The organism is Streptococcus sp. V913 (assembly GCF_054353455.1).
On the sequence record NZ_JBTHHX010000001.1, the window covers coordinates 50068 to 71160 of the forward strand.

26 protein-coding genes and 1 pseudogene are annotated in these 21093 nt (G+C 38.7%); 25 read left to right on the top strand and 2 right to left on the bottom strand.

Annotation, left to right across the window (positions count from 1 at the left end):
• The first annotated feature begins 35 nt into the window (after positions 1-35).
• Entirely contained in the window at positions 36-971 is a 936-nt protein-coding gene (gene dapA / locus ACXYSL_RS00260; protein WP_458623623.1) for a 4-hydroxy-tetrahydrodipicolinate synthase, read from the top strand.
• Positions 972-1017: 46 nt separating this feature from the next.
• On the opposite strand, the gene mnmE is transcribed toward dapA, so the two are convergent.
• Entirely contained in the window at positions 1018-2391 is a 1374-nt protein-coding gene (gene mnmE, locus ACXYSL_RS00265; protein ID WP_458623624.1) for a tRNA uridine-5-carboxymethylaminomethyl(34) synthesis GTPase MnmE, read from the bottom strand.
• Between the two features lie 135 nt (positions 2392-2526).
• The gene (locus tag ACXYSL_RS00270; RefSeq protein ID WP_001117401.1) at positions 2527-2709 is read right to left on the bottom strand and encodes a 4-oxalocrotonate tautomerase; all 183 of its coding nucleotides are present in this window, start codon (positions 2707-2709) and stop codon (positions 2527-2529) included.
• Positions 2710-2830: 121 nt separating this feature from the next.
• Between ACXYSL_RS00270 and ACXYSL_RS00275 the strand changes: the two genes are divergently transcribed.
• From ACXYSL_RS00275 to ACXYSL_RS00390, 24 genes and pseudogenes are all read left to right on the top strand, one after another.
• Positions 2831-3430: a thymidine kinase gene (locus tag ACXYSL_RS00275; RefSeq protein WP_458623625.1), complete on the top strand. Its 600-nt coding sequence runs from the start codon at positions 2831-2833 to the stop codon at positions 3428-3430.
• Positions 3420-3899 (top strand): GNAT family N-acetyltransferase, encoded by a 480-nt coding sequence (locus ACXYSL_RS00280; protein ID WP_458623626.1) that lies wholly within the window; start codon positions 3420-3422, stop codon positions 3897-3899. Before ACXYSL_RS00275 ends, ACXYSL_RS00280 begins: the two co-directional genes overlap by 11 nt.
• Before the next feature lie 9 nt (positions 3900-3908).
• Entirely contained in the window at positions 3909-4988 is a 1080-nt protein-coding gene (gene prfA / locus ACXYSL_RS00285) for a peptide chain release factor 1 (RefSeq protein WP_001028815.1), read from the top strand.
• Positions 4988-5824: a peptide chain release factor N(5)-glutamine methyltransferase gene (gene prmC / locus ACXYSL_RS00290; protein ID WP_458623627.1), complete on the top strand. Its 837-nt coding sequence runs from the start codon at positions 4988-4990 to the stop codon at positions 5822-5824. Before prfA ends, prmC begins: the two co-directional genes overlap by 1 nt.
• Positions 5808-6410, top strand: coding sequence for an L-threonylcarbamoyladenylate synthase (locus ACXYSL_RS00295; protein WP_458623628.1), 603 nt, complete (start codon positions 5808-5810; stop codon positions 6408-6410). The genes prmC and ACXYSL_RS00295 overlap by 17 nt, the downstream gene beginning before the upstream one ends.
• Position 6411: 1 nt before the next feature.
• Complete coding sequence (locus ACXYSL_RS00300) at positions 6412-6843, top strand: GNAT family N-acetyltransferase (RefSeq protein ID WP_458623629.1); 432 nt, start codon at positions 6412-6414, stop codon at positions 6841-6843.
• Positions 6844-6892: 49 nt separating this feature from the next.
• A complete protein-coding gene (gene glyA, locus ACXYSL_RS00305; protein WP_458623630.1) occupies positions 6893-8149 on the top strand; it encodes a serine hydroxymethyltransferase in 1257 nt (418 codons plus the stop codon).
• A 7-nt stretch (positions 8150-8156) separates the two neighbouring features.
• The gene (locus ACXYSL_RS00310; protein ID WP_176553060.1) at positions 8157-9131 is read left to right on the top strand and encodes a nucleoid-associated protein; all 975 of its coding nucleotides are present in this window, start codon (positions 8157-8159) and stop codon (positions 9129-9131) included.
• On the top strand, positions 9131-9745 hold the full coding sequence (locus ACXYSL_RS00315) for a lysozyme family protein (protein WP_458623631.1): 615 nt from the start codon (positions 9131-9133) through the stop codon (positions 9743-9745). The genes ACXYSL_RS00310 and ACXYSL_RS00315 overlap by 1 nt, the downstream gene beginning before the upstream one ends.
• Before the next feature lie 74 nt (positions 9746-9819).
• Complete coding sequence (locus tag ACXYSL_RS00320) at positions 9820-10794, top strand: DUF1002 domain-containing protein (protein ID WP_458623632.1); 975 nt, start codon at positions 9820-9822, stop codon at positions 10792-10794.
• 73 nt (positions 10795-10867) lie between these two features.
• The gene (rlmD, locus tag ACXYSL_RS00325; RefSeq protein ID WP_458623633.1) at positions 10868-12238 is read left to right on the top strand and encodes a 23S rRNA (uracil(1939)-C(5))-methyltransferase RlmD; all 1371 of its coding nucleotides are present in this window, start codon (positions 10868-10870) and stop codon (positions 12236-12238) included.
• A 212-nt stretch (positions 12239-12450) separates the two neighbouring features.
• A complete protein-coding gene (aac(6'), locus tag ACXYSL_RS00330; protein WP_458623634.1) occupies positions 12451-12879 on the top strand; it encodes an aminoglycoside 6'-N-acetyltransferase in 429 nt (142 codons plus the stop codon).
• Positions 12880-12936: 57 nt separating this feature from the next.
• The gene (locus ACXYSL_RS00335; RefSeq protein ID WP_458623635.1) at positions 12937-13545 is read left to right on the top strand and encodes a Type 1 glutamine amidotransferase-like domain-containing protein; all 609 of its coding nucleotides are present in this window, start codon (positions 12937-12939) and stop codon (positions 13543-13545) included.
• A 177-nt stretch (positions 13546-13722) separates the two neighbouring features.
• Positions 13723-14466, top strand: coding sequence for a lysostaphin resistance A-like protein (locus ACXYSL_RS00340; RefSeq protein ID WP_458623636.1), 744 nt, complete (start codon positions 13723-13725; stop codon positions 14464-14466).
• Between the two features lie 154 nt (positions 14467-14620).
• On the top strand, positions 14621-15427 hold the full coding sequence (locus tag ACXYSL_RS00345; RefSeq protein WP_458623637.1) for an alpha/beta fold hydrolase: 807 nt from the start codon (positions 14621-14623) through the stop codon (positions 15425-15427).
• Positions 15428-15438: 11 nt separating this feature from the next.
• Positions 15439-15570: pseudogene (locus tag ACXYSL_RS00350) on the top strand (ADP-ribosylglycohydrolase family protein); the annotation flags it as partial.
• Positions 15571-15780: 210 nt separating this feature from the next.
• Positions 15781-16161 carry a GntR family transcriptional regulator gene (locus tag ACXYSL_RS00355; protein WP_458623638.1) on the top strand — a complete coding sequence of 127 codons (381 nt, stop codon included), beginning with the start codon at positions 15781-15783 and terminating at the stop codon, positions 16159-16161.
• Complete coding sequence (locus tag ACXYSL_RS00360) at positions 16154-17002, top strand: ABC transporter ATP-binding protein (protein ID WP_195321432.1); 849 nt, start codon at positions 16154-16156, stop codon at positions 17000-17002. Before ACXYSL_RS00355 ends, ACXYSL_RS00360 begins: the two co-directional genes overlap by 8 nt.
• Positions 17002-17631 carry an ABC-2 transporter permease gene (locus ACXYSL_RS00365; protein WP_458623639.1) on the top strand — a complete coding sequence of 210 codons (630 nt, stop codon included), beginning with the start codon at positions 17002-17004 and terminating at the stop codon, positions 17629-17631. The genes ACXYSL_RS00360 and ACXYSL_RS00365 overlap by 1 nt, the downstream gene beginning before the upstream one ends.
• A 43-nt stretch (positions 17632-17674) precedes the next feature.
• Complete coding sequence (locus tag ACXYSL_RS00370; RefSeq protein WP_458623640.1) at positions 17675-18529, top strand: ADP-ribosylglycohydrolase family protein; 855 nt, start codon at positions 17675-17677, stop codon at positions 18527-18529.
• Between the two features lie 46 nt (positions 18530-18575).
• On the top strand, positions 18576-19142 hold the full coding sequence (locus ACXYSL_RS00375) for a hypothetical protein (protein WP_458623641.1): 567 nt from the start codon (positions 18576-18578) through the stop codon (positions 19140-19142).
• A 105-nt stretch (positions 19143-19247) separates the two neighbouring features.
• Positions 19248-19490, top strand: a complete 243-nt coding sequence (locus ACXYSL_RS00380; protein WP_458623642.1) for a phosphohydrolase — start codon at positions 19248-19250, stop codon at positions 19488-19490.
• 262 nt (positions 19491-19752) lie between these two features.
• Complete coding sequence (locus tag ACXYSL_RS00385; protein ID WP_000814116.1) at positions 19753-20139, top strand: hypothetical protein; 387 nt, start codon at positions 19753-19755, stop codon at positions 20137-20139.
• A gap of 45 nt (positions 20140-20184) precedes the next feature.
• On the top strand, positions 20185-21066 hold the full coding sequence (locus tag ACXYSL_RS00390; RefSeq protein ID WP_458623643.1) for a diacylglycerol/lipid kinase family protein: 882 nt from the start codon (positions 20185-20187) through the stop codon (positions 21064-21066).
• The last annotated feature ends 27 nt before the right edge of the window (positions 21067-21093 follow it).

Here is a 21093-nt window from a genome sequence, read left to right on the forward strand (position 1 = left end):
ATGAACTCCTTCTTTGAAATAGAGAGGTGTTTCACATGTCTTACCAAGATTTAAAAGAGTGTAAAATCATCACGGCCTTCATTACCCCTTTCCATGAGGATGGTTCCATCAACTTTGATGCTATTCCAGCCTTGATTGAGCATCTGTTGGCGCATCATACAGATGGCATTCTTCTTGCAGGGACGACTGCTGAGAGTCCGACTCTGACCCACGATGAAGAGTTGGAACTCTTTGCGGCTGTTCAAAAGGTTGTCAATGGACGTGTTCCTTTGATTGCGGGTGTAGGTACCAATGACACACGTGACTCAATTGAGTTTGTCAAAGAAGTAGCAGAATTTGGTGGTTTCGCAGCTGGACTTGCTATTGTGCCTTACTACAATAAACCTTCTCAAGAAGGAATGTACCAGCACTTTAAGGCTATTGCAGACGCTTCTGACTTACCTATTATCATCTATAACATTCCAGGCCGTGTAGTAGTGGAATTAACTCCAGAAACCTTGCTTCGTTTAGCTGATCATCCAAATATCATCGGTGTCAAAGAATGTACCAGCTTGGCCAATATGGCTTACTTGATTGAGCACAAGCCAGAAGAATTTTTGATTTATACAGGTGAAGATGGGGATGCTTTCCATGCCATGAACCTTGGTGCAGATGGGGTTATTTCTGTTGCCTCTCATACAAATGGGGATGAGATGCACGAGATGTTTACTGCCATTGCAGAAAGCGATATGAAGAAGGCTGCAGCTATTCAGCGTAAATTCATTCCTAAGGTCAACGCCCTCTTCTCTTATCCAAGTCCTGCTCCTGTTAAAGCAGTACTTAACTACATGGGATTTGATGCTGGACCAACTCGTTTGCCATTAGTCCCAGCGCCAGAAGAAGACGCAAAACGTATTATCAAGGTAGTTGTAGATGGCGACTACGAAGCGACTAAAGCAACTGTGACTGGTGTCTTACGTCCAGATTACTAATAAAGACAATAAAATCCATGACCGAATGAACGATCATGGATTTTTCTTATTTTCCTAAACAGAATTGGCTAAAGAGTTGGGTGATGAGTTCATCAGGAGCTGCATCACCTGTGATTTCTCCGAGGATTTCCCAAGTACGGGTCAAGTCAACTTGAAGCAAATCAACTGGCATCCCCAGTTCCAGCCCTTCATTAACAGCTTGTAAGCTTTCAACGGCCTTTTCAATCAAGGAAATATGACGAGCGTTAGACAAGTAAGTAGCATCTTGCTCGACCAAACCAGCATTTTCAAAGAAGAGGTTGTTGATTCTATCCTCAATCTTATCAATGTTTTGATTTTTAAGAACTGAAATACGGATGACATCTTCAGGGAGTTCTGAAGTTTCAATTGCTTCAGGAAGATCAGTTTTGTTAAGCAGAATAATGCGATTAGTATCTTGGCTGATTTCTAAGAGTTGGCGATCTTGGGCGGTTAGTGGTTCGCTAGCGTTTAAGACAAGAAGTACCAAGTCAGCTTCCTTGAGGGCTTTCTTGGAGCGTTCAACCCCGATTTGTTCCACGATATCATCTGTATCCCGGATACCGGCTGTATCAATCAATTTGAGAGGAACACCATTGATATTGACGTATTCTTCGATGACATCTCGAGTAGTACCAGCAATGTCTGTAACGATAGCCTTGTCTTCACGTAGGAGATTGTTTAGGAGGCTCGATTTCCCAACGTTGGGACGGCCGATAATGGCAGTTGAAATTCCCTCACGAAGGATTTTACCACGACGAGCTGTTCTAAGGAGATTGGTTAGCAATTGTTCAAACTCCATAGTCTTCTCGCGGACAACAGCAGTAGTAGCTTCCTCAACATCATCATACTCAGGATAGTCGATATTGACCTCTACTTGGGCAAGCGTATTGAGGATTTCTTGGCGAGTATTATTGATAAGATCAGAAAGGGAACCGTCTAATTGCTTAACAGCAATGTTCATGGCCTTATCTGTCTTGGCACGGATGATGTCCATCACCGCCTCAGCCTGTGTCAAGTCCACACGACCATTGAGGAAGGCACGCTTGGTAAATTCTCCAGGTTCTGCCAAACGAGCTCCTTCACGGATAGCTAGTTGGAGAATCTCATTAGTCACCGCAATCCCACCGTGGGTGTTAATCTCGATAATATCCTCACGAGTGAAGGTCTTTGGAGACTTCATAGCCCCAACCATAACCTCGTCCATGACCTCACCAGTTTGAGGATCAACAATGTGACCGTAGTTAAGAGTGTGGCTAGCAACCTTGCTTAAGTCTTTGCCTTTGAAAATCTTTTGCGCAATGGCAAAACTGTCAGTTCCGCTCAAACGGACAATACCAATAGCCCCTTCACCTAGTGGAGTAGAGATAGCAGCGATGGTATCAAATTCACATGTAATCATACTAATTCCTTTTGTATTTCTTTTCTTAGGATATGGTATCCAAGCATCTCTTCAAATTGTAACAAATTTAAACTATTTCTTCAATGGATGCTACCTGGAGATTGAAAAAGCCTAAGCAATTCTGCTTAAGCTAGTTTATTTGGTGCGCATTTCTCCTTGAGGGAAGTAAGTTCCTTCAGGCATGTCGTTGATAATGACATGAACGGCTGATTGAGGGGCTCCAGTATTACGAACAACAGCTTCCGTTACTTCCTTAGCAAGAGCTTTCTTTTGCTCGAGCGTGCGTCCTTCAAATAAATCGATGCGTACAAATGGCATAATAGCTTCCTCCAGTAGTTTTTGATTTCTTCTATTTTACCACATTTTGCCGTTTAAAGCTTCAGAAAATTATGATATACTAGAATGTAGCAAAAATTTAGAATGGACGTGAATTAGAAGCATGGCACAGTTGTATTATCGTTATGGGACCATGAACTCTGGTAAGACGATTGAGATTCTCAAGGTGGCCTATAACTACGAGGAGCAAGGAAAGGGAGTTGTGATTATGACTTCGGCTCTGGATACGCGTGACAGTGTTGGCTATGTGTCGAGTCGAATCGGTATGAAACGCCCAGCCATTGCGATTGAGGAAACGACGGATATCTTTGGTTATATCCGAGACTTACCTGAAAAACCTTACTGTGTGTTGGTCGATGAGGCCCAGTTTCTCAAGCGTCACCATGTTTACGATCTAGCTCGTGTTGTTGATGAGCTAGACATACCTGTCATGGCTTTTGGTTTGAAAAATGACTTTCGAAATGAATTGTTCGAAGGTTCAAAATACCTCTTGCTCTTAGCAGACAAGATTGAAGAAATCAAGACCATCTGTCAGTACTGTAAGAAAAAGGCGACCATGGTGTTGCGAACTCAAGATGGTGTGCCAGTCTATGATGGCGAACAAATTCAGATCGGTGGCAATGAAACCTATATCTCAGTCTGCCGTAAACATTATTTTGCGCCAATGATAACATCTAACAAGGAGCACAACTATGACAATTGAACTAAGAGATGTTACAATGGAAAATTATTTTGATGTTTTGAATTTGGATGTCAAGGAATATCAAAAACAATTCATTGCAACCAATGCAATTAGTTTAGCTGAAGCATATGTCTACACTAAAAATGGAGATTTTGTAGCTCCATTGGCAGTTTATGATAATAATGCAATTATAGGTTTTGTGATGATAGCTTATGATAAAAAGATCGGAATTAGTAGTGAAAATTATTTACTATTTCGTTTTATGATTGATAAGAATTTTCAAAATAAAGGATATTTTAAACCAATTATGGATAAAGTGCTGGACTATGTTCGGACAGCGCCAGCAGGTTTAGGCAATAAACTTTGGTTGTCTTATGAACCAGAAAATGAACATGCAAGATCTTGTTACCTCAGTTATGGATTTAAAGAAACTGGGGAAATATTTGAGAACGAAGTAGTAGCAATTTATGATTTAACACTTGAGAACTAAGGAGAAAAAATGAACATCTATGATCAACTACAAGCTGTAGAAGACCGTTATGAAGAATTAGGAGAATTGCTCAGTGACCCAGATGTCGTCTCAGACACCAAGCGTTTCATGGAGCTTTCGAAAGAAGAGGCTTCTACTCGTGATACGGTAACTGCCTACCGTGAGTACAAACAAGTCCTTCAAAATATCGTTGACGCCGAAGAGATGATTAAAGAATCAGGCGGAGATGCGGACTTGGAAGAAATGGCCAAGCAGGAACTCAAAGATGCTAAGGCAGAAAAAGAAGAATACGAAGAAAAACTAAAAATCTTGCTCCTTCCAAAGGATCCAAATGACGACAAGAATATTATCCTTGAAATTCGGGGAGCAGCGGGTGGTGACGAAGCGGCGCTTTTCGCTGGAGATTTGCTAACCATGTACCAAAAGTATGCTGAAGCCCAAGGCTGGCGCTTTGAAGTCATGGAAGCTTCTATGAACGGTGTCGGTGGTTTCAAAGAAGTGGTTGCCATGGTTTCAGGTCAATCTGTATATTCTAAACTTAAGTACGAATCAGGTGCCCACCGTGTGCAACGTGTCCCTGTGACAGAAAGCCAAGGCCGTGTCCATACATCAACTGCGACAGTCCTTGTCATGCCTGAAGTGGAAGAAGTAGAATACGATATTGATCCAAAAGACCTTCGTGTTGACATCTACCACGCATCAGGTGCTGGTGGACAGAACGTCAACAAGGTTGCGACTGCTGTTCGTATCGTTCACTTGCCAACCAATATCAAGGTTGAGATGCAGGAAGAACGTACCCAGCAGAAAAACCGTGAGAAGGCTATGAAGATTATCCGTGCGCGTGTTGCTGACCATTTTGCTCAGATTGCTCAAGATGAACAAGACGCTGAGCGTAAGTCTACTATCGGTACTGGTGACCGTTCAGAACGTATCCGTACTTACAATTTCCCACAAAACCGTGTCACAGACCACCGTATTGGCTTGACCCTCCAAAAACTAGATACCATCTTGTCAGGTAAATTGGATGAAGTTGTGGATGCCTTGGTGCTCTATGACCAAACGCAAAAATTAGAAGAATTGAACAAATAATGAAACTAGCTCAAATTATTAAAGATTTTGAGGATAAGTTACTAGCACAAGGAGAGGAAGTTGAAAGCCTCTCTTTTGTCTATCGTAGCCTAAAAAATCTCTCTTTTACTGACTTTGTCTTTGCCCTTCAGCAAGAGCTATCAGAGGAAGAAAAACAATTTGTAGAAGAGATTTACCAGCAGTTAGCGGCTCACAAACCTGCCCAGTACATCATTGGACAGGCAGATTTTTATGGAATGAAGCTAAAAGTGGATGAGCGGGTTTTGATTCCTCGTCCAGAAACAGAAGAGTTGGTGGAACTCATCCTCACAGAAAATCCTGAGGAAAATCTTAAGATTTTGGACATCGGTACGGGAAGTGGTGCCATAGCCCTTGCACTAGCAAAAAACAGACCAGATTGGTCAGTGACAGCAGCAGATATTTCCCAAGACGCCTTAGAGCTCGCATCAGAGAATGCTAAAAATCAAAATCTTAATATATTTTTTAAAAAATCTGATTGTTTTGCAGAAATTTCTGAAAAATATGATATAATTGTATCCAATCCACCCTATATCTCTCGTGAAGATGAGTCAGAGGTTGGTTTGAATGTTTTGCATTCGGAGCCTCATCTAGCTCTCTTTGCAGATGAGGATGGTCTAGCTATTTACCGCAGAATTGCGGAAGATGCAAAAGACTATCTCACAGATGGTGGTAAGATTTACCTTGAAATTGGATACAAGCAAGGCCAAAGCGTTCCTGCGTTTTTTATGAAATATCTTCCTGAAAAACGAGTACGAACACTCAAGGACCAATTTGATCAAGATAGGATGGTTGTGGTTGATGATGTACAGGATTAAACAAGAGTTGGAAAATGGTGGAGCTGTCGTTCTACCTACAGAGACAGTTTACGGTATTTTTGCCAAGGCTCTAGACGAAAAAGCAGTTGATCATGTATACCAACTTAAACGTCGTCCTAGAGATAAGGCGCTCAATCTCAATATCGCCTCTCTAGGGGACATCTTGCACTTTTCAAAGAATCAGCCAGCTTATCTACCCAAACTTGTCGAGATCTTTTTACCAGGTCCCTTGACCATTATTCTCGAAGCCAATGACAGAGTTCCCTATTGGGTCAATTCTGGACTTGCAACGGTGGGATTTCGGATGCCGAGTCACCCCATTACACTTGATTTGATTCGAGAGACAGGTCCTTTGATTGGTCCGTCTGCCAATATTTCAGGTCAGGCAAGTGGAGTGACCTTTGCTCAAATTCTAGAGGATTTTGACCAAGAGGTTCTGGGTCTGGAGGACGACGCTTTTCTAACTGGACAGGATTCGACTATTTTGGATTTGTCTGGAGACAAGGTGAAAATCTTGCGCCAAGGCGCAATTAAACGAGAAGATATTCTTGCTCGGTTGCCAGAGATTTCTTTTGAGGAGGAATGAGATGCTAAGAAATTTGCAAGAAACAGATGTGAATGCTATATGTGAGATTAACAAAGAGGCTTTGGGCTACTCTTTTAGTCCAGAGGACACAGCTAGTCAACTAGCTAAATTATCTCAGGATTCTCATCATTTCCTACTTGGCTATGAGGATGCAGCTAGTCATATCTTGCTTGGATATGTCCATGCTGAGGTCTATGAATCCCTCTATTCCAAAGCAGGATTTAATATCTTAGGCTTAGCAGTTTCACCTCAAGCACAAGGACGAGGCATCGGTAAAAGCTTACTGCAAGGGTTGGATCAAGAAGCCAAAAGACGGGGCTATGAGTTTATCCGCTTAAACTCTGCTGATCATCGTCTGGGAGCTCATGCATTTTATGAAAAAGTTGGTTATACTTGTGATAAAGTGCAGAAACGGTTTATTCGCATCTTTTAGTATATTTTCTTAAACTAAAAGACCTGTCATATTATAAAGGAGAAGACCTATGATTTTTGACAAAGATGATTTTAAAGCATACGATGCTGATCTCTGGAATGCTATTGCCAAAGAAGAAGAACGCCAACAAAACAACATTGAGTTGATTGCTTCGGAAAACGTAGTTTCCAAGGCTGTTATGGCAGCTCAAGGGTCTATCTTGACGAATAAATATGCCGAAGGCTACCCAGGCCGCCGTTACTATGGTGGAACTGATGTGGTAGATGTGGTAGAAACTCTAGCCATTGAACGTGCAAAAGAAATTTTCGGTGCTAAATTCGCCAACGTCCAACCTCACTCAGGAAGCCAAGCCAACTGTGCGGCTTACATGGCCCTGATTGAGCCAGGTGATACCGTTATGGGGATGGATTTGGCAGCAGGTGGACACTTGACCCACGGGGCTCCTGTAAGCTTCTCTGGTCAAACCTACAACTTTGTGTCATATAGTGTGGATCCTGAAACGGAACTCTTGGACTTTGATGCTATCTTGAAACAAGCCCAAGAAGTAAAACCAAAACTAATCGTAGCAGGTGCTTCAGCCTATTCACAAATTATCGACTTTTCAAAATTCCGTGAAATTGCAGACGCTGTTGGAGCTAAGCTCATGGTGGACATGGCTCATATCGCTGGTTTGGTTGCAGCTGGTCTACATCCGAGTCCAGTGCCATACGCTCATATTACAACAACAACGACCCACAAAACCCTTCGTGGACCACGTGGTGGTTTGATTTTGACCAATGACGAGGACCTAGCTAAGAAAATCAATTCAGCTATTTTCCCTGGTATCCAAGGTGGTCCTTTGGAGCATGTTGTGGCGGCTAAGGCCGTTTCCTTCAAAGAAGTCTTAGATCCTGCCTTCAAGGAATATGCTGCTAATGTTATCAAAAACAGCAAGGCTATGGCAGCTGTCTTCTTGCAAGATCCTGATTTCCGTATCATCTCAGGTGGCACTGAAAACCACCTTTTCCTAGTAGATGTGACTAAGGTTGTTGAAAACGGAAAAGTTGCTCAAAACTTGCTGGATGAAGTCAATATTACCCTAAATAAAAACTCAATCCCTTACGAAACTTTGTCACCATTCAAGACAAGTGGAATTCGTATAGGATCTGCAGCCATCACTGCACGTGGATTTGGTGAAGAAGAAAGCCGTAAAGTAGCTGAACTCATCATTAAAACCCTTAAGAATGCAGAAAATGAAGCTGTCTTAGAAGATGTGAGAAGTGAAGTCAAAGCATTGACAGATGCTTTCCCACTATACGAGGACTAATACTTTTATGGACATTTATATTAAGAAAGCTATTATCCATCAGTTCAGCCCAGATGATACCGAGCTGTTCTTAGCGGATAAGTTTCTCAATATCACTCCAAAAATCGAAGAATACTTGCGCAAAAAAATCGAACGTGTGTATTCAGATGAAGCAAAGACTGGGATTTTCGAGGAAGAAAATCCCTTCTTCAATCACATCACAGATGATTTGTTGGAGACATCAGTAACACTGGCTAATCTCTGGAAAGAGGAGTTCAGCATTTCTGAAAATCTCAAGACCAATGACTTGGTTTTTGTTGAGTTTTCTAAAGAAGGTGTAGAGCATTTCGCTTTCTTACGAATTGCCCTGCGGGAAACCTTGACCCATCTTGGAGGAGAAGTTGATAATCCAATCAAGCTGACTCAGAATAACCTGCCTGGATTTGGAACGGGGGCTGATGAGGCCTTGGTGGTCAATCTTCAAAGTCGCAAGTACCACCTGATCGAGAAACGAATCAAGTACAATGGGACTTTTTTGAACTACTTTTCAGAAAATCTCCTAGCTGTTGCTCCCAAGATTTCGCCAAAGAAATCCATCAAGGAACTGGAAAAAACGGCTCAGAGAATTGCGGAGTCCTTTAACACAGATGATTTTCAATTCCAATCCAAGGTCAAATCAGCGATTTTCAACAATCTTGAAGAAAGCAACGAACTGTCTCCTGAGAAATTGGCGAACGACCTTTTTGACAACAATCTGACAGCTCGTTTGAGCTTTATCGATCAAGTCAAGGAAGCCGTACCAGAACCAGTCCAGTTCGATGAAATTGATGCCAGTCGTCAGCTCAAGAAATTTGAAAACCAAAAACTTTCCTTGTCAAACGGAATTGAACTCATCGTTCCTAATAATGTATACCAAGACGCAGAATCTGTTGAGTTTATCCAAAATGACAATGGAACCTATTCTATCTTAATCAAAAATATTGAGGATATTCAAAGTAAATAATGTTTAAATTTATAAGAAGAATGCTAGTGCTAGCAGTCCTCCTTTTTGCTGGATACAAAGCCTATCACATTCGTCAGGATGTAAAGCAAGTCATGACCTATCAACCTATGGTTCGGGAAATCCTCAGTGAAAGAGATACTCCAGCCAATGAAGAGTTAGTTCTCGCTATGATTTATACCGAAACGAAAGGAAAAGAGCGGGATGTCATGCAGTCTAGTGAGTCTGCTAGTGGCGCTACCAATACCATCAAAGACGATGCCTCTAGTATTCGCCAAGGGATACAGACTCTAACAGATAATCTCTATTTGGCACAGAGCAAAGGAGTAGATGTCTGGACCGCCGTTCAAGCCTATAATTTTGGACCTGCCTATATAGACTTTATCGCTCAGAATGGTAAGGAAAATACACTAGCTCTAGCCAAGCGTTATTCCCGAGAAACAGTCGCTCCAATCCTTGGGAATACCACGGGGAAGACCTACACCTATATCACCCCTATTTCTATCTTTCATGGAGCCGAACTCTACGAAAATGGAGGAAACTATTACTATTCTAGACAGGTACAACTAAACCTTTATATCATCAAATGTTTCACTTTCTTTTCAACATCTGGCTAGACCAGGTGTTTTTTGCTATAAGTTTTCTTTAAGATTGTTTTATTACCCTAGAAAAGTAAAGGAGGGAATATCCCATGAGAAAGAAATTCTTTCTAACAAGTGCTGCAGTTTTGTGGGCCGCAACAGCTATGACGAGTGTCCACGCAGCAACCGATGTTCAAAAAGTAATCGATGAAACCTATGTACAACCTGAATATGTTCTAGGTTCTTCTCTATCTGAAGACCAAAAAAATCAAACTCTTAGCAAACTTGGCTATGACGCATCAAAAGACACCAAAGATATCAAAACAATGACCCCTGATATCTATTCGAAAATTATGAATGTAGCTAATGATGCTAGCCTACAGCTCTATTCGTCAGCTAAGATTCAAAAGTTAGGTGATAAGTCGCCTCTAGAGGTCAAGATTGAAACGCCTGAAAATATCACCAAGGTGACGCAGGATATGTACCGTAACGCAGCGGTGACGCTGGGAGTGGAGCATGCCAAAATTACAGTTGCAGCTCCTATTCCAGTTACAGGTGAGAGCGCCCTAGCTGGGATTTACTACTCGTTAGAGGCCAATGGTGCTAAAGTACCGCAAGCTAATAAAGACCTAGCCCAAGAAGAACTAAAAGCCTTGTCCGATATCAATGCTGAAAACAAGGACAAGTCAGGCTACGATGCCAATAAGCTCAATGCGGCTATGACAGATATCAAGGCAGGAATCGCAAAGGCAAAAGAAGCCAAAGGAAGTCTGACAGAAGAAGATGTCCGCAAAATCGTTGAAGATACGCTAAAAAACTACAAACTCGATCAGGTTATAACAGGAAACCAGATCAATATCATCATCAATTTTGCCCTCAACCTCTCAAAGAGTGACATTTTGAACAATGCTGATTTTACTAAAACTCTAAATGACCTCAAGGAAAGTATCGTTTCCCAAGCTGGAGATAGTTTTAAAAATATCAACCTCAACTTTGATGCCAATAAAGCGCTAGAAGAGGGGGGCAACTTTTTTAGCTCCCTTTGGCAAGCCATTGTCAACTTTTTCAAGAGTTTTGGTGCTTAGGTCATTTCATGATATAATAGATGGTAACAGAAATGTTGCCGTCTTTTTTGTCGGCCGATAGAAAGTGAAGAGTATGTTAAAGAAAAATGATATTGTAGAAGTTGAAATTGTTGATTTGACCCATGAAGGTGCTGGTGTTGCCAAGGTAGAAGGTTTGGTTTTCTTTGTAGAAAATGCTCTACCAACTGAGAAAATCCTCATGCGTGTCCTTAAGGTCAATAAAAAGATTGGCTATGGAAAAGTTGAAGAATACCTTACTTACTCTTCACATCGTAACCAAGACCTTGACCTAGCTTATCTACGATCAGGAATTGCTGACTTGGGGCATCTTGCCTACCCAGAGCAGCTCAAGTTTAAAACCAAGCAAGTCAAAGATAGTCTCTATAAGATTGCTGGTATTACCGATGTAGATGTTGCTGAAACGCTCGGTATGGAAAATCCTGTCAAGTACCGAAATAAGGCTCAGGTGCCCGTTCGTCGAGTGAATGGTATCTTGGAAACGGGCTTTTTCCGTAAGAATTCGCATGATCTCATGCCACTCAAAGATTTCTTTATCCAAGATCCGGTGATTGATGAGGTAGTAGTAGCCCTACGTGACTTACTCCGTCGTTATGATTTGAAACCCTATGATGAGAAGGAACAGTCTGGCTTGATTCGTAACCTCGTTGTGCGTCGTGGGCACTATTCAGGACAAATCATGGTTATTTTGGTGACCACTCGTCCGAAAGTTTTTCGTGTTGACCAATTGATTGAACAACTAATCAAGCAGTTCCCAGAGATTGTCTCTGTCATGCAAAATATCAACGACCAGAATACCAATGCGATTTTTGGTAAGGAGTGGCGCACCCTTTATGGACAAGACTATATTACCGACCAGATGTTGGGAAATGACTTCCAAATCGCTGGCCCAGCCTTTTACCAGGTCAATACTGAAATGGCGGAGAAACTCTATCAAACGGCCATTGACTTTGCGGAGTTAAAAGCAGATGATGTGGTGATCGATGCCTATTCAGGGATTGGAACCATTGGATTATCCGTTGCAAAGCATGTCAAAGAAGTCTACGGTGTTGAAGTGATTCCAGAAGCAGTCGAGAATAGCAAGAAGAATGCTGCATTAAACAATATTACAAATGCTCACTATGTCTGTGACACAGCTGAAAATGCCATGAAGAATTGGCTCAAGGAAGGTATTCAACCAAGTGTTATCCTAGTGGACCCACCACGCAAGGGCTTGACCGAGAGCTTTATCAAAGCAAGCGCCCAAACAGGAGCAGACCGCATCGCTTATATTTCATGTAATGTCGCAACCATGGCGCGTGATATCAAACTCTATCAAGAATTGAGATATGAGTTGAGGAAAGTCCAGCCGGTGGATCTGTTTCCACAGACGCATCATGTTGAGGCGGTATCACTGCTTGTACGAGCTGAGGCATCAGCGAAGTAGAAGCAGATGTTCTGCCCATGGGATAGACGTCGTAGAGTAAGGAGTTTACGACTAAACGATACGATAACAGCGAGCCGCTGAGTGCGTGGCTCTGCTCTTCCGATCTGAGACAGTCGAAAAGTAGAAGGGGATGGTATTGGTATCAATCAATGAGTAACAAAGTAACAGCATGATTCGAAACATTTGCTTGTAATTTGCGGAGGAACATCAATATGGATGGAATAACAAAAGATTCTATAAAAACGGCTAAGCTAATGAAACAATTATGGCCCCAATTGACCGATAAAGAAGCTATTGATGAAGTAAAAAGATATACGAATGGCAAAAATACTACAATCTTTACTGAAGTTAAAGGTGACACAATTGTAGGTCTAGCACTATGTTCACTCAGATTTGATTATGTTGAAGGTTGTAAATATAGTCCTGTTGGATTCTTAGAAGGGATTATTGTCGACGAGGAATATCGTTTAAAGGATATTGCTAAAAATCTCTGTACAAAATGTGAGGAATGGGCGAAAAATAAAGGATGTAAGGAATTTGCAAGTGACTGTACTTTAACGAATACGGATTCTATAAGATTTCATCTCAATATTGGATTTCAGGAGGCAAATAGAATTATTCATTTTACGAAGAAATTATAATTTAGAAACGTGAATAAACTTGTTTAAACTTTATGTATCTTTAGAAAGTGTGTTAACTTGAAAGAACAAATTTTTTTGATGGGTGGGAATCCCCCAATAACGAAATATAGCATTGTTGATAAAATTGTATTATCAAGCAAGATTGAAAGAATTGTTATTTTTACAGTTTTTCGAGACAATTGGCAACCCTATATGAAAAAGTACACGGAAGTTTTTCAAAGTCAATTTCCTAATCTAAACACTGATTACTTACTCTTGGACACTGAGCAGATTGATCTTGATAGTTATCTAGATGCTGATCTAATCATCATCGGTGGAGGAAATACGGAAAAATATATAGCTACTTATGTCAATCAGGAGTTCAAAAATTATATCGATCATATGCTTAATAAAGGGGCAAAAGTTATAGGGTTTTCTGCAGGAGCCCTATTATTAGGAGAAAAAGTCTATGTCTCACCTAATGATAATTCAGATCATCAGATAAAGATAAAAAATGGATTAGGAGTCTTTAGTCAGTTTTTAATTAGTGTTCATTATGATTCATGGAATGATAAAGCAAATAAGGATAGAGCTGAAGAACTCATTAATGTTCCCATAATTCCACTAAATGATCATTCATGTCTTGTATTGGATAAACTTGGAAATATCATAGAGAAAATTGACTAGTTTTAATCATGCGAATCTGAATCTACGAAACTAAAGTATTGACGAAATGAATAATGAAAAGCCTTGATTGTAAGGCTTTTTTGTATTTTTGTGATAGAATATAGGTAGTTATAATCGAGAGCAACTAAGAAGCAGTAAAAATATTATTCATAAAATAATCAAGATAAGGGCGATAAAATGACAGAAATTGACAAAAAGAATTTAAAAAATTATCTTTGTTTTACATTTGGAATTACTTATATAGCTTGGGGGCTTCTTGCCATATTTACACAATCTTATATTTTGGGATTAGAGACATTTATAGGAAGAATATTACATATAGTTGGTGCACTTGGACCAGCTATTGCAAGTGGCTTTTATTTGAAAAGGAATAATATAAAATTTAAACATTTTGTATTTAGTAAGAAAGAAAATAGTAGAATTTATTTCATTATTCATTTGTTAGCAATTTTGATACTATTCTCTGTATCTTCCTTAGAATTAAACGGAGTATCCATTTATCTGATGCCACTATTCTTTATTCAATTAATTTTTTTTGGTGGCGGACATGAAGAGTTAGGATGGAGAGGTATACTACAACCTTTACTTGATAAAAAATATACTTATTGGCAATCTAATTTGATTGTAGGTTCAATCTGGGGAATTTGGCATCTGCCTTTATGGTTTATAGTTGGAGAAAGTCATCAAGGATTTCCTTTTATTTTATTTTTTATATATACATTATTTTTAAGTTTTGTTTTAGGGCTTCTTTACCGTCAAACGAAATCTGTGGGATACTGTATATTATTTCATGCGTTCGCAAATTTGTTAAATCTCTATTTTGTGTTAAAAATTAATCTTATTTTTATTATCATTTTTATTGGTTATTTGATTTATACTATATTGGCGAGTAATAGAATTAGTAAGGAAACAACATTCTAAAATTTAGATCAGGATATCCATTATTGAAAGTAACGTGTGGTCATTCTAGATAATCAATGTTAGAGACTTTTCTATTTGATGAGGCATCACTGCTTGTTCAAACTGATTTAACAAGTATTTATCTAGTGAAAGTTCTACAGTAAGGAGTTTAAACATGAAATTCCATGAATTTGGTGATAAGAATTTGCCTCCTATTTTACTGATACATGGTGGTGGTAGTTCTTGGTGGAATTATCTTCGTCAAGCACGGATCTTGTCGGAGGAGTATCGTGTCATTCTACCCACCTTGAATGGCCACGGCGAGGAATATCAACTTGATTATGTTTCTACAGAAGATTCTGCTTTGGAGATTCTAGACTATATCAAAGCAAACTGTGGTGGGGAATTGTTTGCAATCGGTGGTGTTTCACTTGGTGGTCAAATTGCCATGGAGCTTTTGTCTTTAGACAGTGAAATTGCTGAGAAGGCCATCATAGATGGAAGCCTTTGTATTCCTCAACCAAGGTTAGCTAAAATCAGCATCTTTCTAGTGTCTCTATTTGGTAAACTGATGTTCAATAAATTCTCTTGCAAACTTCAGTTAAGCATGATGAACAAACTCTATCCTAAACTGGCTTATCCAGAGGAAATAAAAGCTTATTATTTGGAAGATTTGCCAAGGACGCCTATCAAAACATTGGTGACCATTTACAAAACCTATATGGAGCGCTATAAGCTCAAGGACACGATTTCTGCAAGCAAGGCGCAGGTTCTGTATATCTATGGTGAAAAAGAATTGAACTATGTGAAAGAGTCAGCTAGATTGTTTCAGCAGCTACATCCAAATACGATTTTGTATGAAGCAAAGGGCTATAATCACGGCTATTTGTCAGCTTACCTGCCTCAAGAGTGGATTGATTTGGTGGCACCATTTTTAAAGAGTGAACCATTGGAAATGTGTAATGAATCTGATATGTCATAAGGAGGAATCTGATGCTAGGAGCAATTGTGGGAGATATTGTGGGTTCAGTTTATGAATGGAACAATATTAAAACGAAGGATTTTCCTTTATTTCGTGAGGATTGTTTTTTCACGGGTGATACTGTCATGACCTGCGCTGTTGCTAGTAAAAACATTAAAACTTTGTAGCAAAAAATTATAAAAGCCTTAATTGTAAGGCTTTTTGTTATATTAAAAATTAAAAATGAAAAGTAATTAAATTAATTGATAATATGGCTTATACAGATTTTAATTATTGAATTTGCTCAAGTGTTATGATATAATATAAACAGTTAGAACAGAAGTAACAGTTATATGACTAGGAGGATATGGAGGGTGAATATACAGATTAATAATTCAAGCGATAATCCGATTTATTTGCAGATAAAAAATCAAATAAAGGCTCAAATTATTTCGGGAGAATTAAAGGTTGGCGAGCAATTGCCATCAATCAGATTTTTAGCAAAAGAGCTTCGAGTGAGTATGCTAACTGCTAAAAGAGCTTTTGATGAACTCGAACTTGATGGTTTCATTAATTCAGTTCAAGGTAAAGGTAATTTTGTTGCGGCTAAAAATAAAGAGCTTATTCGTGAAGAATATTTGAAACGAATTGAATCAAAGTTGCAAGATATTATTGAGCTTTCAGCAATTGCAGGTGTATCCAATAATGAGTTGCTAGAGATGTTGAGTAGTTATATGGAGGGAAAATATGAGTGATTATGCTATCGAAATCAAAAACTTGGTTAAAAAGTTTGATGACTTTACATTAGGACCAATAGATTTTTCTATTCCTAAAGGGACTATCATCGGATACATTGGTCAAAACGGTGCAGGTAAAAGTACAACCATAAAATTATTGTTAGGGTTACTTAAGAAAGATTCAGGAGAAATTAAAATTTTAGGTTATGATAATCTTAACAGTCTTGAATTGAAAGATAAAATCGGAGTAGTGTTTGATGATTTATTAGTGCCGGAAGAAATGACACTTGTTGATTTGGAAAAATTTTGTTCGAGGGTATATTCAAAATGGGACAGAGAATTTTTCTATCAATTAAAAAAGAAATTTAATCTATCTGAAAAACAAACTATTAAAAGTTATTCTCGTGGAATGAGAATGAAATTATCGATGGCAGTAGCTTTATCTCATAATGCAGAAATTCTTATATTGGATGAAGCTACGAGTGGCTTGGATCCGATTGTAAGGGAGGAAATTTTAGATTTTCTTCTTGACTTTATGCAAAATGAAAATCATACAATTTTAATTTCGTCACATATCCTATCAGATTTAGAGAAGGTGGCAGATTATATTGCTTTTATCAATGATGGTAAAGTTCTTTTTGTTGAACCAAAGGATGAACTCAAAGAAAACTATGGTATCTGCACTTTATCTAATGAAGAAGTTGAAAATCTTGACGAGGAAGCCATAATTGGAAGAAGGATACACTCATTTGGACAAGAGTTACTTGTTAAAAGAAATCTTGTTCCAGATGGAATCAGATTACAAAAACCGTCTATCGAAGATATTATGATATATTTTGTGAAAGGAGGTAAAAGATAATGACTGCATTGATATTAAAAGATATAGCTACTTTAAAGAAAACACTACTATTAACAATTACTCTCAGTATTGCACTCATTGTGTATGGGGTATATGAAAATGAAATTTTTATGATACCGCTTATTTGTACAATGATACCGTTAATTTTAACTGCAATCGCTTTTGGTTATGATACGAAATCGAAATTTGAACAATTTGCCTTTTCAATGCCTGTAAAAAAGAGTAGCTTTGTACTAAGTAAATTGTTTTTTGCATTTGTTTTTGGGTTAGTCGGTTCAGTATGTTTATTTGTTCAATTGGTAATAAAAAATGAGATGTTAATAGACAGCATCATATTTATCTCACTAATTACATTAGTTGCAAGTATTTTGATATCAGCTATTCAACTTCCTTTTATCCTAAAGTACGGTGCCGAAAAAGGTAGGCTTATCATGGTTATAACATACTTTACAGTATTTGCTCTATCTAGTCTTTTTAAAGCAAAATCAGATTTACTGACTAATGTTGTGGAGTTTTTCTTAAAGAATTCGAGGGTAATAATTTTTCTTGGAATAGTCTTTGTTAGTATTGTTATCATAGGAATTGCTATAAAAATATCTATTTTAATTATGGAGAAAAAAGAATATTAGAGAAGTTGAGAGTGCATTATAAAAACTTAGAAGGAGAAATCTTATGCTAGGAGCAATAGTTGGAGACATTGTTGGTTCTGTTTACGAATGGGACAATATTAAAACGAAGGATTTTCCCTTGTTTAGGGATGACTGCTTTTTCACAGATGATACGGTGATGACCTGTGCTGTGGTAGAAGCAATCATGAACGGTGGACAGAAGGATGACTTTATTGATTCCATGAAGAAGTATGGTAGGATGTATCCTGATGCTGGTTATGGTGCTAGGTTTGATGCATGGATTCATAGTAATGACCGCTCCCCTTATAATAGCTTTGGCAATGGCTCTGCCATGCGTGTTTCTCCATGTGCTTGGGCCATGGATTGTAGTTTCTGTGCACGAACGGGAGCCTGGCCGTCCAGAAGAGCTCTCGCGCGACTTTCTGCAGAGGTGACTCATAATCATACAGAAGGTATCAAGGGCGCTATGGCGACGTCTGATGCTATCTTTATGTGTCGGTATTACTTCGGAGGCTACTGTGGCGACTACGAGCAACCAATCAACGATAACCCTATAGAGTGTAAGAGACTCATAAAAGAGCATATAGAGCAGCAGTATGGGTATAACCTTTCTCAATCACTAGATGAAATTCGACCTACGTACCGTTTCAATGAAACGTGTCAGGATACGGTTCCTCAGGCCATCGTTGCTTTTCTAGAAAGTACAGATTTTGAAGATGCGATTCGAAATGCGATTTCTCTTGGTGGGGACAGTGATACTCTCGCTGCAATTACAGGTAGTATAGCAGAAGCAGCTTATGGAATTCCTGAGTGGATCAAAGACAAGGCCTATAGCTATCTCGCTGAGCCTTTGAAAGAGGTGCTTAGACGATGGGAAGAAACGGTTGTAATAAAATAATAGATAAGCGTTATGCGGACCGATACTGAATGACGGAGGGTTATCGATGGTTATATTGGAATTGTACCAAAACAATTATTCAAAGGATTTAGTCTTATTTGAGACTTTAGAAGAAGGACGGGAATTTGTAACTCAAATCCCGGGATATACTTTAGAAAACGAAGATGGGTTTGAAGCGGAGTATGTGAAACCCAAACAATTGCCGGATTATATGGAAATTGTCTTCAACGGCAACAATGTCCCTTTATCTAGGTTTTCGTTTAATTCTGAAGAAAACGTGGACATTATTTGGAAAGAAATTTCGAATCTATCCGTTAAAAACGATAAAGTGGTCGAAGGAGCTACAAAAATCGATGCTTATGTCGTGAATAACGATGAAGTGAAAGCATATGTCGAAGCACGAGAAGCAAACTTCCGCAAGGCAAAAGCTTTCTTAGAAAGCAAAGGGTACGAAGTCGACAGAAGCTTTTTCGGAAGTGAAGACGGTGAAGCGATTATCTACAGAAAACGCGACACCGAAGATTGGCACTTCCTATGTCACTTAGACCCGTTGTTTGTAGAGATTGAAGATGTCGAAGGATATGTGAAAGAAGCGATGGAAGATATTCAATAGTCAACCAAAGTTCTTTGTGAGTGTATGCCACTGCTTTAGTAGACGGATTGAGCAGTAAAGAGAAACATCTAGCACTATCTAGCTTCTTAAGGAGAAATATCTATCATGAAAATGGAAATCGGGAAAACCTATCTTGTAAAAAAAGATATTTTTGGTTTAACAAAAGATGAACTTTGGACCTTAGTTGACAAGGGTTATCAGGCTTATTTTGGTGAACATAATTTCGTATTTGTCAATGATGATAAAGTGAAGGTATTTGCAGTTTTGAAAGATGGTTCAGAAGAAGATATGCAAATCTACCATCATATGGATGACTATTTTGAAGAAGTTAATCGTGAAAATTTCTAAAGAATGTGAGAAGAAAGTTGTATCTGTGAGTTTTAAATTTTGCTTAGCCCCAATCTATCACTACCAAGTACAGGGAATTAATTTTGGGATAGACGTCCTTACAGAGGTTTTTCCGATTATCAAAAAGATCTAGACTGAGACAAAGGTAAGGGCCCGCTGGTTAGGTCTTTTTTTCTGTTTATGTAGTATAATAAAAGGTGTAGGGATTCAATTTTTTAATAGGATTATTCTAAGAACGAAAACATCTAGAAAGAGAAAAAATATGAAGCAATCACTTGAATTTTTAAGAGAAAGAATCACCGATAAGATGCCCTTAGAGGAAATGGTAGCAATCTTTGAAGACTTGTGTCGTGAGCCTATTGAGGATGAGATGATTTTATTTGAAACAGGGACATTTACAGCTATATCTGATAAGCCAATGTTTCAACTATCTTTAGTAAGGCAAGCTCCAAATGAAGATGAAGAGTTTTATCAGGTTCACCTCGATATTTTCTATGAATCATGTCAAGAGAATGAAATATTTCATGAATCGATCTGGGATGAAGATTTAGAGGAAAATATCTTTGATTACATTAGAGCTTCAGAGGTGTTTGCCTATGCTAAAGAGCAGGAATACCAAGCGATCAAAATTTATATGGACCAAACTTGAGATGGTTAGTTAAAGTAAGAAAATCTAATGACAGGAGAACAATAAATGAAAAAAATTATGGTAATCATCAACCCTACCTCTGGAGGTGAAAAAGCTCTGGATTATAAGGTCAAACTGGAGAATAAAGCTAGAGACTATTTTGAAGATGTGGAAATTAAAATTACGGAGAAAGCACAAGACGCCACAAACTTTGCAGAAGAAGCTTCTCAGGAGCACTATGATGCTGTTCTTGTTTTTGGTGGAGATGGAACCGTCAATGAAGTAATTTCCGGTATCGCTGAAAAAGACTATATTCCTAAACTGGCGATTATCCCAGGGGGAACTGGAAATCTCATTACGAAACTATTAGAAATCTCTCAGGATATTGATAGTGCTATTGACGAGCTTGATTTCAGTTCTACAAACAAGATTGATATTGGAAAATCAAATGGAAATTATTTTGGTTATATCTTTAGTATTGGCTCTTTGCCAGAAGCCATCCACAACGTTGGGATAGAAGATAAAACAAAGTTTGGTATGCTCTCCTATGCGATTAATACCATGAAGTCTGTGGTTACAGATCAAGCATTTAACATTACAGTTGAGACTGATAATGGTAATTACATTGGCCCAGCCAGTCATGTTTTAGTTCTCCTCACAAATTATTTCGCTGACAAAAAAATCTTTGATGAAGACAAGGATGGCTATGCCAATATTTTGATACTAAAAGATGCCTCAATCCTTACAAAATTGTCAGTTATCCCTGATTTATTAAAAGGGGATGTCGTCGTAAATGACAATATCGAGTATCTGAAAGCTCGACATATTAAAATTTCTTCAGATGTTGAGTTGGAAACGGATGTTGATGGTGACAAATCTGATGACCTACCAGTAGAAATCAAGGTGCTAGGTCAGCATATCGAGGTCTATTCTCAACCGAAAGAATAAAACTTTTGAAAAGAATAGTAGATAACA

Coding starts and splice junctions, on each gene's coding strand:
- rlmD (WP_458623633.1), top strand. CDS start 10,868: ATGTTAAAGAAAAATGATATTGTAGAAGTTGAAATTGTTGATTTGACC.
- ACXYSL_RS00280 (WP_458623626.1), top strand. CDS start 3,420: ATGACAATTGAACTAAGAGATGTTACAATGGAAAATTATTTTGATGTT.
- prfA (WP_001028815.1), top strand. CDS start 3,909: ATGAACATCTATGATCAACTACAAGCTGTAGAAGACCGTTATGAAGAA.
- ACXYSL_RS00365 (WP_458623639.1), top strand. CDS start 17,002: ATGACTGCATTGATATTAAAAGATATAGCTACTTTAAAGAAAACACTA.
- ACXYSL_RS00310 (WP_176553060.1), top strand. CDS start 8,157: ATGGACATTTATATTAAGAAAGCTATTATCCATCAGTTCAGCCCAGAT.
- ACXYSL_RS00385 (WP_000814116.1), top strand. CDS start 19,753: ATGAAGCAATCACTTGAATTTTTAAGAGAAAGAATCACCGATAAGATG.
- ACXYSL_RS00320 (WP_458623632.1), top strand. CDS start 9,820: ATGAGAAAGAAATTCTTTCTAACAAGTGCTGCAGTTTTGTGGGCCGCA.
- ACXYSL_RS00380 (WP_458623642.1), top strand. CDS start 19,248: ATGAAAATGGAAATCGGGAAAACCTATCTTGTAAAAAAAGATATTTTT.
- ACXYSL_RS00315 (WP_458623631.1), top strand. CDS start 9,131: ATGTTTAAATTTATAAGAAGAATGCTAGTGCTAGCAGTCCTCCTTTTT.
- ACXYSL_RS00375 (WP_458623641.1), top strand. CDS start 18,576: ATGGTTATATTGGAATTGTACCAAAACAATTATTCAAAGGATTTAGTC.
- ACXYSL_RS00275 (WP_458623625.1), top strand. CDS start 2,831: ATGGCACAGTTGTATTATCGTTATGGGACCATGAACTCTGGTAAGACG.
- prmC (WP_458623627.1), top strand. CDS start 4,988: ATGAAACTAGCTCAAATTATTAAAGATTTTGAGGATAAGTTACTAGCA.
- ACXYSL_RS00390 (WP_458623643.1), top strand. CDS start 20,185: ATGAAAAAAATTATGGTAATCATCAACCCTACCTCTGGAGGTGAAAAA.
- ACXYSL_RS00340 (WP_458623636.1), top strand. CDS start 13,723: ATGACAGAAATTGACAAAAAGAATTTAAAAAATTATCTTTGTTTTACA.
- mnmE (WP_458623624.1), bottom strand. CDS start 2,391: ATGATTACATGTGAATTTGATACCATCGCTGCTATCTCTACTCCACTA.
- dapA (WP_458623623.1), top strand. CDS start 36: ATGTCTTACCAAGATTTAAAAGAGTGTAAAATCATCACGGCCTTCATT.
- glyA (WP_458623630.1), top strand. CDS start 6,893: ATGATTTTTGACAAAGATGATTTTAAAGCATACGATGCTGATCTCTGG.
- ACXYSL_RS00270 (WP_001117401.1), bottom strand. CDS start 2,709: ATGCCATTTGTACGCATCGATTTATTTGAAGGACGCACGCTCGAGCAA.
- ACXYSL_RS00360 (WP_195321432.1), top strand. CDS start 16,154: ATGAGTGATTATGCTATCGAAATCAAAAACTTGGTTAAAAAGTTTGAT.
- ACXYSL_RS00300 (WP_458623629.1), top strand. CDS start 6,412: ATGCTAAGAAATTTGCAAGAAACAGATGTGAATGCTATATGTGAGATT.
- ACXYSL_RS00295 (WP_458623628.1), top strand. CDS start 5,808: ATGATGTACAGGATTAAACAAGAGTTGGAAAATGGTGGAGCTGTCGTT.
- ACXYSL_RS00370 (WP_458623640.1), top strand. CDS start 17,675: ATGCTAGGAGCAATAGTTGGAGACATTGTTGGTTCTGTTTACGAATGG.
- ACXYSL_RS00345 (WP_458623637.1), top strand. CDS start 14,621: ATGAAATTCCATGAATTTGGTGATAAGAATTTGCCTCCTATTTTACTG.